This window comes from Enterobacter ludwigii, from assembly GCF_001750725.1.
GTDB lineage: Bacteria > Pseudomonadota > Gammaproteobacteria > Enterobacterales > Enterobacteriaceae > Enterobacter > Enterobacter ludwigii.
Genome location: NZ_CP017279.1, coordinates 3,915,193 through 3,929,312 on the forward strand (window position 1 = coordinate 3,915,193; position 14,120 = coordinate 3,929,312).

Genomic DNA, 14,120 nt, shown 5'->3' on the forward strand with positions numbered 1-14,120 from the left:
AGAAATCTGCGCCTTTTTTATGGAAGTGACAATATGAAAATACTGCAAATTGCCGTCGGGATTATTCGCAACCCGCAAAACCAGTTCTTTATCACCCAGCGCGCCGCCGACGCCCATATGGCGAACAAATGGGAGTTTCCGGGCGGGAAAATCGAGTCAGGCGAAACGCCGGAACAGGCGCTGATCCGTGAGCTTCAGGAAGAAGTGGGGATCACCCCGCTTGGCGCAACGCTGTTTGACAAGCTCGAATACCAGTTTCCCGATCGTCACATTACGCTTTGGTTCTGGCTGGTGGAAAACTGGGAGGGGGATCCCTGGGGCAAAGAGGGGCAACCGGGTAACTGGGTTGAACTGCAGGCAAGCGATGCCGACAAATTCCCGCCGGCAAATGAGCCTGTGATTACCCGGTTAGTGCAGGGCGTTTAATTTACTGCTGTTCTTCACTCCAGTCATCGCTGTCCGAAAGAGTGCCTTCACTCGGAATGCGTTTCTCTTCCGCCGCCCATTCGCCCAGGTCAATTAACTGACAGCGTTTACAGCAGAATGGGCGGTATGGGCTCACTTCGCCCCAGACAACACTTTTGCCACAGGTTGGGCAGTTTACGATGGTTACGTCAGACATTGGCACTCCTTAACAACAGGCCAGTTCAAAATCGAGGCGTTCCGGCACGGTGCCATTTTCGCTGTCCAGCGGCATAAAGCGAATCGCAAAACGGCTCTTATGCCCGGAAATTTGCGGGTAAAGCTGCACGTCGAGCGAAAGGTTCAGTCGCAGCAGATCGGCATCGTCCCCGTTATCCTGGTAAAAACCGTTCAGGCTGGTCTGCTTGCGGAACGGCGCAGAGTTACGGATAAGATCGAGGATCAGCGATAACGTCCGGTGCATCGGCTCCAGGCTTTCCAGCCAGATATTCACCTGCGCATCACGCTGCGTTTGCGGCATGTGCAGCCACATATGAAGCGTCGGCAGGTCAAAGCTGCAGCATCCACCGGGAATACTCAGACGCTGGCGTACCAGGGCAATCAAGCGATCTTCACGCAAAAACTGGCCAACGCGAGGGGCTGCCATTAACGTGCTGCTACTGCTTTTTAACTGCTGACGCAGGAAATCGATACGGCTTTGATCAACACCCGGGACTTCCGCCCATGCCTGCAGTTTACGCTGCTGACGCTCAAGTTCTTTCAGTAATTCGGTGCGAACATCTCCACGCTCAATCACATCCAGCAGGTCGCCCACATTGCGGAAGAAGTGCAACGCAGTGGCGTGATCGTTGACAGGCAGATGTTGCGAGAGTTGTTGAATAAGAAATTCGATACGCAGCCAGGTACGCATTTTTTCGTTAAGCGGATGCTCAAAAAGGATGTGAGTCGACATTATGGTTTTTCCTGTGCAACGGCCTGCGCGGCGAAGGTCAAATACTGCGCGTGCAGACGGGCAACATCCGATGCAATGGCATCTGGTGCGCCGTTATTATCAATAACATCATCCGCAACGGCCAGGCGCTGATCGCGCGTGGCCTGAGCGGCAAGAATTTGTTCGGCATGTTCGCGCGAGACGCGATCGCGCGTCATGGTTCGCTGGATTTGCGTTTCGGGAAGGACATCAATGACCAGAACCCGATCGGCTTTCTTCTGCAGCTGATTTTCTACCAGCAACGGAACTACCCACAGCACATACGCTGAGCGGGCGGCGGCAATCTGACGCTGAGTTTCCTGGTGGATAATGGGGTGGAGCAGGGCATTAAGCCAGACCTTTTCCGCAGAATCGGAAAAAATGCATTCGCGAAGTTGTCGGCGATTTAGCGTGCCGTCTGCATTGATGATGGCCGGACCAAAATGTTCTTCAATGGCCTTTAACGCGGGTGTATTCGGTTCTACCACCTGACGGGCAATGATATCGGCATCGATAATCGCGATACCCAGGCGAGCGAAAGCGTCCGCAACGGTACTTTTGCCACTACCGATGCCGCCGGTTAATGCGACGGTATACCCCATTAAATCAAATCCTGGGAATTATTCATTATTAAAATCAGTTGGTTGAAATTCAAACGTGTGCCAGCCAATGTTTAGCTCTCTTTACCGGCTTTTTACCAGGTAAATTTATAGGATTGTAGCGTAAAAAAAGAGAATTTCGCAGTCTTGCGGAGCAGGTATTAGTGCGTATGATAACGTCACTGGAGTTGTGCTTTTAACATATTTGCCTCTAACCCCAGGAATCCGCACATGCGTATCGAAGAAGATCTGAAGTTAGGTTTCAAAGACGTTCTTATCCGCCCTAAACGCTCTACACTGAAAAGTCGCTCAGACGTTGAACTCGAACGTCAATTCACCTTTAAACATTCCGGTCAGACCTGGTCTGGCGTGCCGATCATCGCTGCCAATATGGATACCGTGGGAACCTTCGAGATGGCAACCGCGCTGGCACAGTTCGACATCCTCACGGCAGTTCACAAACACTACAGCCCTGAAGAGTGGAACGCCTTTGTGGCATCCGCTTCTGCTGAGGTCGTGAAGCATGTGATGGTCTCTACCGGAACCTCAGATGCCGATTTCGAAAAGACCAAACAAATCCTCAAGAGTAACCCCGCGCTGAACTTCGTCTGTATTGATGTAGCGAATGGTTATTCCGAACACTTCGTGCAGTTCGTGAGCAAGGCGCGTGAAGCCTGGCCGAACAAAACCATCATTGCGGGTAACGTAGTGACCGGCGAGATGTGTGAGGAGCTGATCCTCTCTGGCGCAGATATCGTCAAAGTGGGCATTGGCCCGGGTTCCGTGTGCACCACGCGTGTCAAAACCGGTGTCGGTTATCCGCAGCTTTCTGCGGTTATTGAATGTGCCGATGCTGCACACGGCCTGGGCGGCCAGATCATCAGTGACGGCGGTTGCACTACCCCGGGTGATGTCGCGAAAGCTTTCGGCGGCGGCGCAGACTTCGTGATGCTTGGCGGTATGCTGGCAGGTCACGAAGAGAGTGGCGGTACCGTGGTGGAAGAGAACGGCGAGAAATTTATGCTGTTCTACGGTATGAGCTCTGAATCGGCGATGACCCGTCACGTGGGTGGTGTTGCAAAATACCGTGCGGCAGAAGGCAAAACCGTGAAGCTGCCGCTGCGCGGCCCGGTTGAGAATACCGCACGTGACATTCTTGGTGGCCTGCGTTCGGCCTGCACCTATGTGGGGGCATCCCGCCTGAAAGAGTTGACGAAACGCACGACCTTTATCCGCGTTCAGGAACAGGAAAACCGCGTTTTCAACAGCCTGTAATCGCGTAAGCTGGCGCACATCCGTGTGCCAGCGTTATCCCGCACTCATCGCATCCCCGAGATGGAAGATAGGCAGATACATTGCCACCACCAGCGTGCCGATAATCACACCCGTCACGATCAGCAGCACAGGCTCCAGCACGGCAGCCAGGTTATCTGCTGACTGAAAGGTTTGCTCCGTGTGGTGACGCGCCAGGTTTACCAGCATGATATCGAGCGCACCTGACGTTTCGCCGGTTCGCAATAGCTGAATACACAGCGGAGTAAAAACCGCCGCCTTTTGAAAGGATGCCCAAAGGGGATAACCCTTTTCAATGTCTTCCCGGATGGCGCGGAGTATCCCCTGCCAGTACCTGCTCTCAACCGTCTCTTCTGCACTCTCCAGACCCTTTAAAAAAGCGATGCCCGCCTGCTGCGTGAGCGACAGTACGGTAAAAATTTGCCCCAGCTTTTGTCCTTTAGCCAGCGCGCCCATGACGGGGATATGCAGCAGTACGTGTTGCCAGCGCGGATCCTGCCGCAAACCCCAGGCGATGATCACGGGAAGGAGTAGCCCCGCGAACAGCGCGAGGGCATAGGACTGTATAAACGTTGCCATTCCCATGACTATCTGTGTCAGCATCGGGAGTGGGGTATTAAACGTTTTGTAGATGGCAGCGAACTCGGGCAAGACCAGAGTGACCATGGCCAGCACCACGAGTACCGCCAGAGCCAGGATTACCATTGGGTAACGCAGTGCCTTTTTCACTTTCGCACTGAGTTGCTGCTGTGATTTTTGTTGCTGGGCAAGTTCACGGCAGCACGTCTCCAGCTTCCCGGTTAGCTCGCCGGTCTTCACCATCGACACATACAGTGGGCTAAATACCGCGGGCCAGCGCTTCAGCGCCTCAGAAAAAGGGCATCCTTCACTCAGCTCATCGGCAAGGCTTTGCAGGAGTGCCTGCCAGGGCGTTATCGGATGCTGGTCCGCCAGCATCTGCAGGCTGTCAGACAGTGTCAGGCCTGCCTGCAAAAGCGTGGCGAGCTGGCGAAATACCTCGTAGCGGTGATGTGGTCGCCAGCGATACCTCTGCGTGCAGCGGGTGATTGTCAGAGGATGCAGCGCTTTGCGCATCAGCCTGTCGAAAGCCGCATTGCGGTCAGTTGCCCACAGAGCCCCGCTTCGGGGCTCTCCTTCAACGGATAGCGCATGCCAGCGCCAGAGGTGATTAGCAGCCATCGGGCATTCCCAGGATACGCAGCAACTCTTCGAGCGTGGTCAGTCCCTGTTCAACAGCCATACAGCCATGTTCGAAAAGGGATGTCATTCCTGCCTGACGGGCGCTGGCCTCAATCACCTCTGACCCCGCTCCGCTGGCAATGGCCTGCCGGAGTGTCTGGTCAATGACGAGCACTTCAAAAATGGCGACGCGACCATAAAAACCGTGATAACAGCGCTCACAGCCGGTGGGTTGCCAGCGCGGTAGCGGCCGGGGCCAAACGGAGCGAGGCAGTTCTGCCCGCTTGTCGGTTTCCTGGCGGCAATGGGGGCATAAACGGCGCACCAGCCGCTGGGCGATGACCAGCGAGAGGGCGGAAGAGATCATCCATCGCGCCACCCCCATCTGCTGCAGGCGGATCAGGGTTTCCGCCGTCGAGTTGGTGTGTAGCGTTGACAACACCAGATGCCCCGTTTGTGCGGCATTAATGGCAATCTCTGCCGTTTCGCCATCACGAATTTCGCCGACCATAATGATGTCAGGATCCTGACGTAGCAGCGCTCTCAGCACCGTCTGGAAGGTGAGGCCCGCACGCGGGTTTATCTGCGTCTGGTTTAATCCTGCAAGCGGGATCTCTATCGGGTCTTCCACGCTGCAGATGTTCACATCCGGCGTGTTTCGAGCCTGCAGCGCGCTGTACAGCGTCACGGTTTTACCGCTGCCGGTGGGGCCGGTAACCAGAATCAGCCCCTGCGGCTGGTGGAGCACTTCGCTAAAGCCGGCCAGCTGTTTAGCATTCATCCCCAACGTTTCTGGCTCAAGAGATTGCTGAACCTGATGCAGCAGGCGCAGTACAATTTTTTCACCCCCGCTGCAGGGAAGTGTGGCGATGCGAAATGAGACCGGCTCGTTTGCCAGCTCAATCGTAAACTGACCGTCCTGCGGTAAGCGGCGCTCCGCAATATCGAGGTTACCCAGCACTTTTAACCGGGCGCTGAGCATGGTGGCCAGCGCGGCTGAAAGTGGGGGCTGCGGGCAAAGCACGCCGTCGATGCGCAGGCGAATCTGGCAAGTCAGCTCCATCGGTTCAATATGAATATCAGAAGCGCGTTGGTTTATCGCCTGCTGCAGCGTGTGGTTGAGAATATCCACCGCTGAGTGTGTCGGCGTAACGACGGGCAGATGCGTTTGTGTGGTTAACTGCCGGTGCTTTTCCATGCGCTCGGCGCTCCAGCACTCGATATCAATCCGTTTCTGGGTAGCGAAACGCAGGGCTTCCATCAGTTCAGGGCCGGGGTTTCCCACGACGGCAATGCTAATCATGTCGCTATCGCTGCTCAGCAGAAGGGCATGATGACGCAGACAAAGTGCGACAAGCTGATCGGTATTCATCATCCGCTCCTCAGTGGATGTCGAAGCGGAAAACGTCTTCACAGGCCTGCTTGAGCGCGCTGTCGGTACCGATGTTGCAGTCACGCGTCCACCCCGTCATGCCGTTGCCATCATTCCATTGTGGCGTCATGACCACCTCCAGCCCGTTAAGGCTCTCCTGGCCGGTTAAGGTCACGACGCCTTTCGCCACGTTCATGCCTGAAACGTAGCGGGTAGTGGTGGGGGACGGGATACCATTACTGCCTCCGTCACAGCTCTCCACGCCGCCGTGATCCAGGGCGCAAAGCTCAATGGCGGTGCGGTAGGGAATGAAGGTTTGCAGCATATCGGTCAACGCTGCTTTTCGCAGGTAGTTCTGGTACGCGGGAACGCCGATGGCGCTCAGAATGGCAATAATGCCGATCACCACCATCAGCTCAATGAGTGTGAATCCTTGTTGTCTGTCCATGTCTGCTCCTTACGTTAAGTAGGGCTACTCTGGCAGTGAGACAGCGCAGAAACGAGGGGCAAAAAAAGGAACGTGAAGGGGCTTTCAGGGAATTCGTGACGTGTTGCAGTGTAGGGCAATGGTTTTGCGAGCGGGAGTGAATTTCCCCTCTCCGCAACGAGAGGGGAGGGTCATTATTTGAAGCGCATCGAGAGGTCGAGGGCGCGAACGTGCTTGGTCAGCGCCCCAACGGAGATAAAATCAACGCCGGTCTCGGCGAATTCACGGATCGTATCAAACGTCACGTTGCCGGATACTTCAAGCTGGGCTTTGCCGTTGGTCAGTTTTACCGCCTCGCGCATCTGCCCGGTTTCGAAGTTATCAAGCATGATGATATCGGCGCCGGCCTTGATAGCCTGCTCCAGCTCCTCCAGGTTTTCGACTTCCACTTCGACGGGCACATCCGGATGCAGCCAGAAGGCTTTTTCGACCGCCTGACGCACGGATCCCGAGGCAATGATATGGTTCTCTTTAATCAGGAACGCGTCAGACAACCCCAGACGATGGTTTGCACCGCCGCCACAGAGCACCGCGTATTTCAACGCAGTGCGCAGACCCGGTAGCGTTTTGCGGGTATCCAGCAACTGCGTGCGGGTACCCGCCAGCAGGTCAACGTAGCGACGCACTTCGCTTGCCACGCCGGACAACGTCTGCACGAAGTTCAGCGCGGTTCGTTCGCCGGTCAGCAGTACGCGGGAAGGTCCATCAAGTTCGAACAGCGGCTGGTTTGCCGTAATCGCATCACCGTCGTCGACATGCCAGGTGATCTGCACCTCATCGCCTGCCAGTTGGGTAAAGACCTCTTCAACCCAACGCTTACCGCAAAAAATACCCTCTTCGCGCGTAATAATGACCGCATGTGAGCGAGTCTCTTTTGGCAATAATTGTGCGGTAATATCCCTGTCGGCACTGACGTCACCGCCCAGATCTTCTTTCAGGGCATGGGCAACGCTTGCCGGAATATCCATATTAATACGTTCCAGAAGCGCTTCACGTCGGTTGTCGGGGTTGTAACGGCGAGGCGGCATGATAAAACTCCAAATTGGTAACGAATCATAATATTGAAACATGCTACTCTGAACCGAGTAACAGCACCATACATAAGGAGTTCCAGCATGTTGTTAGAAAACGGATGGCTGGTGGATGCGCGGCATGTGCCCTCGCCGCACCACGACCGCCGCCCGGAGGATGAAAAGCCCACACTGCTGGTTGTTCATAATATCAGTCTCCCGCCGGGTGAGTTTGGCGGCCCGTGGATCGACGCGTTATTCACGGGGACCCTGGATCCTGATGCCCATCCTTTCTTTGCTGAGATTGCGCATCTGCGCGTGTCGGCTCACTGTCTGATCCGTCGCGACGGTGAAGTGGTTCAGTACGTCCCTTTTGATAAACGCGCCTGGCATGCCGGCGTGTCGATGTACCAGGGACGCGACCGCTGCAATGATTTTTCCATCGGGATTGAGCTGGAAGGCACTGACACCACCCCCTACACCGATTCACAGTATCAACAGTTGGTGGCTGTAACCCAAACGCTGATCGGGCTCTATCCCGCGATAGCCGGGAATATTACGGGACACAGCGATATTGCTCCGGCGAGAAAAACCGATCCCGGCCCGGCTTTTGACTGGCCCCGGTTTCGCGCCTTGCTTACCGCGTCGTCAGAATAAGGAGATAACATGACGTTGTTTACCATGCTGCTGGTTATCATCGCTGAACGCCTGTTCAAACTCGGTGAGCACTGGCATCTGGATCACCGGCTGGAGGTGCTTTTCCGCCGGATTAAACATTTTTCCATGCTGCGCACGCTGCTGATGACCGCTGGCGTGATGGTTATAACATTTTTACTGCTGCGTTCGCTTTACGGCCTCTTTTTCAACGTGCCGCTGCTGGTGGTGTGGATCCTGCTCGGCGTGCTCTGTATTGGCGCGGGCAAGGTGCGTATGCACTACCACGCCTATCTGAAAGCCGCATCCCGTGACGATGCCCATGCGCGGGGCGCCATGGCGAGCGAGCTGACGATGATCCACGGCGTGCCGCCGGATTGCGATGAGCGTGAATTTTTGCGCGAACTGCAAAATGCGCTGCTGTGGATCAACTTCCGTTACTACCTGGCACCGCTGTTCTGGTTTGTGGTGGGCGGTCCGTGGGGGCCGGTACTGCTGATGGGCTATGCGTTTCTGCGTGCCTGGCAGACCTGGCTTGCCCGTTACCTTACCCCGCATGAACGTTTATTGTCGGGTATCGATGCCATTCTGCATGTGCTGGACTGGCTCCCGGTACGTCTGGTGGGCGTCGTTTATGCGTTAATTGGCCACGGTGAAAAAGCGCTGCCGGCATGGTTTGCTTCGCTTGCCGACCGCCACACGTCTCAGTATCAGGTGTTAACACGTCTGGCGCAGTTCTCGCTGGCGCGTGAGCCGCATACCGACAAGATTGAAACGCCGAAAGCGGCCGTCTCCATGGCGAAGAAAACGTCATTTGTGGTGGTCGTGGTCGTGGCGTTGCTGACCATTTACGGCACGCTGGTCTAAGCCAGCGCGCCGTACCGGTCAGAGCGTATCAGCAGGCGGGATGCCAAAGTCAGGCATCCCGTTTTCGTCCCAGCGCACGCATTTAAGACGCGTGTGACGATTCGGGTCATAGAGCGGGTCGCCTTCAATCTCGGTGTAGTTTCGCGCGTGGTAGACCAGCACGTCTTCTCCCTCCGGCGTTTGCGTAAAGCTGTTATGCCCGGGCCCAAACTGACGATTCTCGACGCTGGTTCGGAAAACCGGACGCGACGCTTTATGCCAGTTCGCCGGATTTTGCGGATCGGCGTTCATATCTATCCACAGTAACCCCATGCAATAGTTCTCATCCGTGGCGCTGGCGGAGTAGCTGATAAACAGCTTATCTTCGTGAAACAGCACTGCCGGACCTTCGTTGACCCAAAATCCGCGGCATTCCCAGTCATACTCCGGTTTACTGAGCATCACCGGCTCGCCTTTGAGCGTCCACGGATTCGCCATTTCGCACAGATAGAGGTTGGAGTTTCCGGAGATATCCGGGGCTTTTTGTGCCCACAAATACCAGCGTTTTCCCTGATGGACGAACGTGGTGGCGTCCAGTGCGAAGGTGTCGAACGGGGTGGTAATCTGGCCTTTCTCGATCCACGTCCCGGTGAGGGGATCGGGGTCCGCACACTCCAGCGCAAACATACGGTGCTGGAACATCCCGAGGCTGTCCAGCGCCTGGGTATGGGTGGCGGCAAAATAGATATACCACTTACCGTCAATGTGGTGCAGTTCCGGTGCCCAGATCAACTGGCTCATCGGCCCGGTCTCCGGTTTACGCCAGACCACGACCTCTTCGGCATCGCGTAGTCCTTCCAGCGAGTCGGCGCAACGGATCTCGAGCCTGTCGTACTGCGGCACGGAGGCGATAAAGTAGTACAGACCCTCGTGGTGCAGAATGTAGGGGTCGGCACGTTGTTCAATAAACGGGTTTGGCCAGGTGTGCATTCGGCTTTCCTTATTTCGTCTCAGCGGCTTTGAGTTCCTGATAATTATTCAGCTCGCGATAATTGTTGCGGCGCTTCTCGAGGTCTTCCTGGATCTGCTTCATCGTTTCGCGGTCAACCTTCAGCAGACGTACCACGCCTGCGGTAATGAGATACCCGACGCCCGGAATCACGGTAAACAGCAATACAATGCCGTTGATGGCATCCGGACTTTGCGCTTTCGCCCCCGCGTCATAACCGTACCAGGAGAGCAGGAAACCAACCATCGCACCGGCAATCGCCAGCCCCAGTTTGAGGAAGAAGATGTTACCGGAGAAGCTGATTCCGGTGATGCGCTTAACGGTTTTCCACTCACCGTAGTCATCGACGTCGGCCATCAGCGACCAGTGCAGCGGAGACGGGATCTGGTGCAGGATGTTCAGCAGGAAGTAGAGCACCACAATGGTGACCGTGGCTTTCGGATCGAAGAAATAGAAGGCGCAGGAGAAAATCGCCAGCACGATGTTGGTCCAGAAGAACACTTTCAGCTTACACCAGCGGTCGGTGAGGACTTTCGCCAGCATACTGCCGAGCATCATGCCAACCACGCCCAGGCTGATAAACAGCGTGGCGAAATGGGTACTCTGGCCCATAACCCAGGTCACGTAGTACATCGTGGCCGCCATGCGGATAAAGCCCGGACACACGTTGCACAGGGTCAGCAGCAGAATGCGCACCCACTGGTCGTTCTTCCACACGTCCTTCAGGTCGTTTTTCAGCTCGTCATGAGTCTGTACCGCCGGGCGTACACGCTCGCGAACGGTATAGAAGCAGAACAGGAACATACCGGTACCAATCAGCGCCAGCACGGTCATTGCCATCTGGTAGCCTTTGGCTTTGTTGTCGCCACCAAACCAGTCGGCCATCGGTAACAGCGTCAGCGACAGCAGCAGCGTGGCGATACCTACCAGCACAAAGCGATAGGACTGGCAGGCAACACGTTCCTGCGGATCGTTGGTAATCACGCCGCCTAACGAGCAGTAAGGAATGTTGATTGCCGTATAGGTTAAAGAGAGCAGGAAATAAGTGACGAAGGCATAGATAACTTTGCTGTTGTAGCTCCACTCTGGTGTGGTGAACATCAGGATGCTGAACAGCGCATAGGGAAAGGCAATCCACAGCAGCCATGGACGAAACCGGCCATATTTACTGCGGGTACGGTCGGCGATGGCCCCCATAATCGGATCCGTTACGGCATCAATTACGCGGACAGACAGCAGCAGTACGCCGACCAGTGCAGGTGCCAGGCCAAAAATATCGGTATAAAAATAATTAACAAACAACATGATGGCGCCAAAGATGATGTTGCAACCTGCATCGCCCATCCCATAGCCGATCTTTTCTTTTACTGACAGTTTAGCGTTATCCATAGACTGCTCTCCGGGTTACGGTATGGAGAGAATTATTTGCTGGCAAACGAATATATGCGTTGCAGTATCAGGGCGGTGATATGGATAAATGCGCTGTTGGCGTGAAACTGTGAGGGAGGTAACAACACGCGGTACCTGCAAAACGCAGATACCACGGGGGAGACTTAGTGAGCTTTCAGGGCGTTGCGGCTTTTCTGGCTAAACAGATAGCCGATACCAAGAACGGCAACCCAGACTGGGATCAGGTACACCGAGATTGCCATACCCGGAGTCAGCAGCATGATGACCAGCACTCCCGCCATAAACAGCAGGCAGATCCAGTTGCCCAGCGGATAGAGCAGGGCAGGGAAGCGAGTCTTCACACCCTGCTGATGCTTGGCACGGCGGAACTTGATGTGTGCCAGGCTGATCATCGCCCAGTTGATAACCAGGGCAGAGACCACCAGCGCCATCAGCAGGCCAAACGCCGATTCCGGTGCCAGATAGTTAATCAGGACACACAGCGCCGTTACGATCGCCGAAACGATGATGGTGTTCACCGGAACGCCACGCTTGTCGACGTTGAGCAGCATCTTCGGCGCGTTACCCTGCTGGGCCAGGCCGAACAGCATACGGCTGTTGCAGTATACGCAGCTGTTATAGACCGACAGCGCCGCCGTCAGCACCACGATGTTGAGCGCATTCGCCACGACGGTATCGCCCAGCTCGTGGAAAATCAGGACAAACGGGCTGGTGTCTGCAGTAACGCGCGTCCACGGCAGCAGAGAGAGCAGAACGGCCAGTGAGCCCACATAGAAAATCAGAATACGGTAGATAACCTGGTTGGTCGCTTTCGGGATGCTCTGTTCCGGGTTGTCGGCTTCAGCTGCAGTGATGCCGACCAGCTCCAGACCGCCGAAGGAGAACATAATGATTGCCATCATCATCACGAGGCCCGTCATGCCGTGAGGCAGGAAGCCGCCCTGTTCCCAGAGGTTGCGTACCGTGGCCTGCGGGCCACCGTTGCCGCTAAACAGCAGCCAGCCGCCAAAGATGATCATCGCCACGACGGCAACCACTTTGATGATGGCAAACCAGAACTCCATCTCACCGAAGACTTTAACGTTGGTGAGGTTGATGGCGTTAATAATGACGAAGAAGGCCGCAGCAGAAGCCCAGGTGGGGATCTCCGGGTACCAGAACTGAATGTATTTCCCGACGGCGGTCAGTTCAGCCATGGCAACCAGAACGTACAACACCCAGTAGTTCCAGCCTGACGCGAAGCCGGCGAAACTGCCCCAGTACTTATAGGCAAAGTGGCTGAAAGAGCCCGCAACCGGCTCTTCAACGACCATTTCACCTAACTGGCGCATAATCAGAAAAGCGATAAAACCGGCAATGGCGTAACCCAAAATAATGCCGGGACCGGCAGACTGGATAACGGATGCACTTCCCAGAAACAGTCCAGTGCCAATAGCACCGCCCAGTGCGATTAGCTGTATATGGCGGTTCTTCAGACCGCGCTTTAGCTGATCGCCGTGCTGTTGAGCTTCCATTTGAAACCTCGTGTGTGGTTGTTATGTTCACGCGACGCGTGTGTAATTATGAATATCCGTTTTCTGTATTTGTTTCTTTACAGTCAATGAGACCGAAAAAAGCGGAGATGTCTTCCGTAAGCGCCAGAATAGTGGTAAGCGCCAGCGAATGCACCTGCTTTATGACGAGGCGATGACGAGTTGAATAAAAAGAAAGCATTTGTAAATCACCCCGCTAACCCTTCTTACCCCAACCTATAGAATAGAAATGCTCCGTAAGTGGGCAAAATTTCATATTTTGCGTTGTTGAATCGCTTCAGATTGCAAAAACCCTCGTTTCATTAAGGTTAAAACTCCCACTAAGGGAGTAACTAACTCATTTGTGCGAAGTTACATTTCTGAAACGTTATTTCTGTAAGGTTGTTAAAATGTGCAGGGTTTACTGATTTCAATCAAAACCAATATGGACAGAAGGTGAATACTTTGTTACTTTAGCGATACGAACTTGAAATTGGTAAGACCAATTGACTCCGGGCAAAAAGGCGTAAGACAGGGAATATGGCCTACAGCAAAATTCGCCAACCAAAACTATCTGATGTGATTGAGCAGCAGCTGGAGTTTTTAATCCTCGAAGGGACACTGCGCCCGGGTGAGAAACTTCCGCCAGAACGCGAGCTGGCAAAACAGTTCGACGTTTCACGTCCCTCTCTGCGTGAGGCGATTCAACGTCTCGAAGCAAAGGGCTTGCTGCTTCGTCGCCAGGGCGGCGGAACCTTTGTGCAAAACAGCCTGTGGCAGAGCTTCAGCGATCCGCTGGTAGAACTTCTCTCTGACCACCCAGAATCCCAGTTTGATCTGCTTGAGACCCGTCACGCGCTAGAAGGTATCGCGGCCTATTACGCCGCACTTCGTAGCACTGATGAAGATCGCGTGCGTATCCGCGAACTTCATCAGGCCATTGAACGGGCACAGCAATCCGGCGATTTAGACGCCGAGTCCAATGCCGTTGTCCAGTATCAAATCGCCGTCACCGAAGCTGCACACAATGTTGTGCTCCTCCATCTGCTACGCTGCATGGAGCCGATGCTGGCCCAGAACGTTCGTCAGAATTTTGAATTGTTGTATGCCCGTCGGGACATGCTCCCATTGGTAAGCAACCATCGCACCCGAGTATTCGAGGCGATAATGGCCGGGGAACCGGAGCAGGCGCGCGAAGCGTCGCACCGACATCTGGCTTTCATTGAGGAAATCTTGCTGGACCGCAGCCGTGAACAATCGCGTCGCGAACGTTCATTACGCCGCATACAGCAACGAAAGGATTAAGCGCCAGGGTTTTTTAGAGCGCGGCAACTAA

15 protein-coding genes are annotated in these 14,120 nt (G+C 54.9%); 5 read left to right on the top strand and 10 right to left on the bottom strand.

Annotated features, from left to right (window positions below):
* Positions 1 to 33 precede the first annotated feature (33 nt).
* A complete protein-coding gene (gene mutT / locus BH714_RS18415) occupies positions 34 to 426 on the top strand; it encodes an 8-oxo-dGTP diphosphatase MutT (RefSeq protein WP_014168637.1) in 393 nt (130 codons plus the stop codon).
* A 1-nt stretch (position 427) separates the two neighbouring features.
* Here mutT and yacG read toward each other — a convergent pair whose 3' ends face one another.
* The 3 genes from yacG to coaE are packed head-to-tail and all read right to left on the bottom strand — an operon-like array spanning position 428 to position 1,995.
* Entirely contained in the window at positions 428 to 622 is a 195-nt protein-coding gene (yacG, locus tag BH714_RS18420) for a DNA gyrase inhibitor YacG (protein ID WP_020882580.1), read from the bottom strand.
* 9 nt (positions 623 to 631) lie between these two features.
* Complete coding sequence (zapD, locus tag BH714_RS18425; protein WP_040018627.1) at positions 632 to 1,375, bottom strand: cell division protein ZapD; 744 nt, start codon at positions 1,373 to 1,375, stop codon at positions 632 to 634.
* Positions 1,375 to 1,995, bottom strand: coding sequence for a dephospho-CoA kinase (gene coaE / locus BH714_RS18430; RefSeq protein WP_040018628.1), 621 nt, complete (start codon positions 1,993 to 1,995; stop codon positions 1,375 to 1,377). The genes zapD and coaE overlap by 1 nt, the downstream gene beginning before the upstream one ends.
* A gap of 228 nt (positions 1,996 to 2,223) precedes the next feature.
* On the opposite strand from coaE, the gene BH714_RS18435 reads away from it, so the two are divergent.
* Positions 2,224 to 3,267: a GMP reductase gene (locus BH714_RS18435; protein ID WP_014168641.1), complete on the top strand. Its 1,044-nt coding sequence runs from the start codon at positions 2,224 to 2,226 to the stop codon at positions 3,265 to 3,267.
* A 33-nt stretch (positions 3,268 to 3,300) separates the two neighbouring features.
* On the opposite strand, the gene hofC is transcribed toward BH714_RS18435, so the two are convergent.
* From hofC to nadC, 4 genes are all read right to left on the bottom strand, one after another.
* Positions 3,301 to 4,485: a protein transport protein HofC gene (gene hofC / locus BH714_RS18440; protein WP_040018630.1), complete on the bottom strand. Its 1,185-nt coding sequence runs from the start codon at positions 4,483 to 4,485 to the stop codon at positions 3,301 to 3,303.
* The gene (gene gspE / locus BH714_RS18445; RefSeq protein ID WP_040018631.1) at positions 4,475 to 5,857 is read right to left on the bottom strand and encodes a type II secretion system protein GspE; all 1,383 of its coding nucleotides are present in this window, start codon (positions 5,855 to 5,857) and stop codon (positions 4,475 to 4,477) included. Before gspE ends, hofC begins: the two co-directional genes overlap by 11 nt.
* Before the next feature lie 10 nt (positions 5,858 to 5,867).
* Positions 5,868 to 6,305 (bottom strand): prepilin peptidase-dependent pilin, encoded by a 438-nt coding sequence (gene ppdD / locus BH714_RS18450; RefSeq protein ID WP_040018633.1) that lies wholly within the window; start codon positions 6,303 to 6,305, stop codon positions 5,868 to 5,870.
* Between the two features lie 173 nt (positions 6,306 to 6,478).
* On the bottom strand, positions 6,479 to 7,372 hold the full coding sequence (gene nadC, locus BH714_RS18455; RefSeq protein ID WP_032679628.1) for a carboxylating nicotinate-nucleotide diphosphorylase: 894 nt from the start codon (positions 7,370 to 7,372) through the stop codon (positions 6,479 to 6,481).
* A gap of 87 nt (positions 7,373 to 7,459) precedes the next feature.
* Between nadC and ampD the strand changes: the two genes are divergently transcribed.
* Positions 7,460 to 8,011: a 1,6-anhydro-N-acetylmuramyl-L-alanine amidase AmpD gene (ampD, locus tag BH714_RS18460; protein WP_040018635.1), complete on the top strand. Its 552-nt coding sequence runs from the start codon at positions 7,460 to 7,462 to the stop codon at positions 8,009 to 8,011.
* Between the two features lie 9 nt (positions 8,012 to 8,020).
* Positions 8,021 to 8,875, top strand: coding sequence for a beta-lactamase regulator AmpE (ampE, locus tag BH714_RS18465; protein WP_025205391.1), 855 nt, complete (start codon positions 8,021 to 8,023; stop codon positions 8,873 to 8,875).
* 18 nt (positions 8,876 to 8,893) lie between these two features.
* Here ampE and BH714_RS18470 read toward each other — a convergent pair whose 3' ends face one another.
* From BH714_RS18470 to aroP, 3 genes are all read right to left on the bottom strand, one after another.
* Positions 8,894 to 9,844, bottom strand: a complete 951-nt coding sequence (locus tag BH714_RS18470) for a glycoside hydrolase family 43 protein (protein WP_040018637.1) — start codon at positions 9,842 to 9,844, stop codon at positions 8,894 to 8,896.
* 10 nt (positions 9,845 to 9,854) lie between these two features.
* Positions 9,855 to 11,252 (bottom strand): glycoside-pentoside-hexuronide (GPH):cation symporter, encoded by a 1,398-nt coding sequence (locus BH714_RS18475; RefSeq protein ID WP_040018638.1) that lies wholly within the window; start codon positions 11,250 to 11,252, stop codon positions 9,855 to 9,857.
* Positions 11,253 to 11,416: 164 nt separating this feature from the next.
* Positions 11,417 to 12,787 (bottom strand): aromatic amino acid transporter AroP, encoded by a 1,371-nt coding sequence (gene aroP, locus BH714_RS18480; protein WP_014168651.1) that lies wholly within the window; start codon positions 12,785 to 12,787, stop codon positions 11,417 to 11,419.
* A gap of 537 nt (positions 12,788 to 13,324) precedes the next feature.
* Here aroP and pdhR point away from each other — a divergent pair.
* Positions 13,325 to 14,089 carry a pyruvate dehydrogenase complex transcriptional repressor PdhR gene (gene pdhR, locus BH714_RS18490; RefSeq protein ID WP_013095596.1) on the top strand — a complete coding sequence of 255 codons (765 nt, stop codon included), beginning with the start codon at positions 13,325 to 13,327 and terminating at the stop codon, positions 14,087 to 14,089.
* Positions 14,090 to 14,120: the final 31 nt, after the last annotated feature.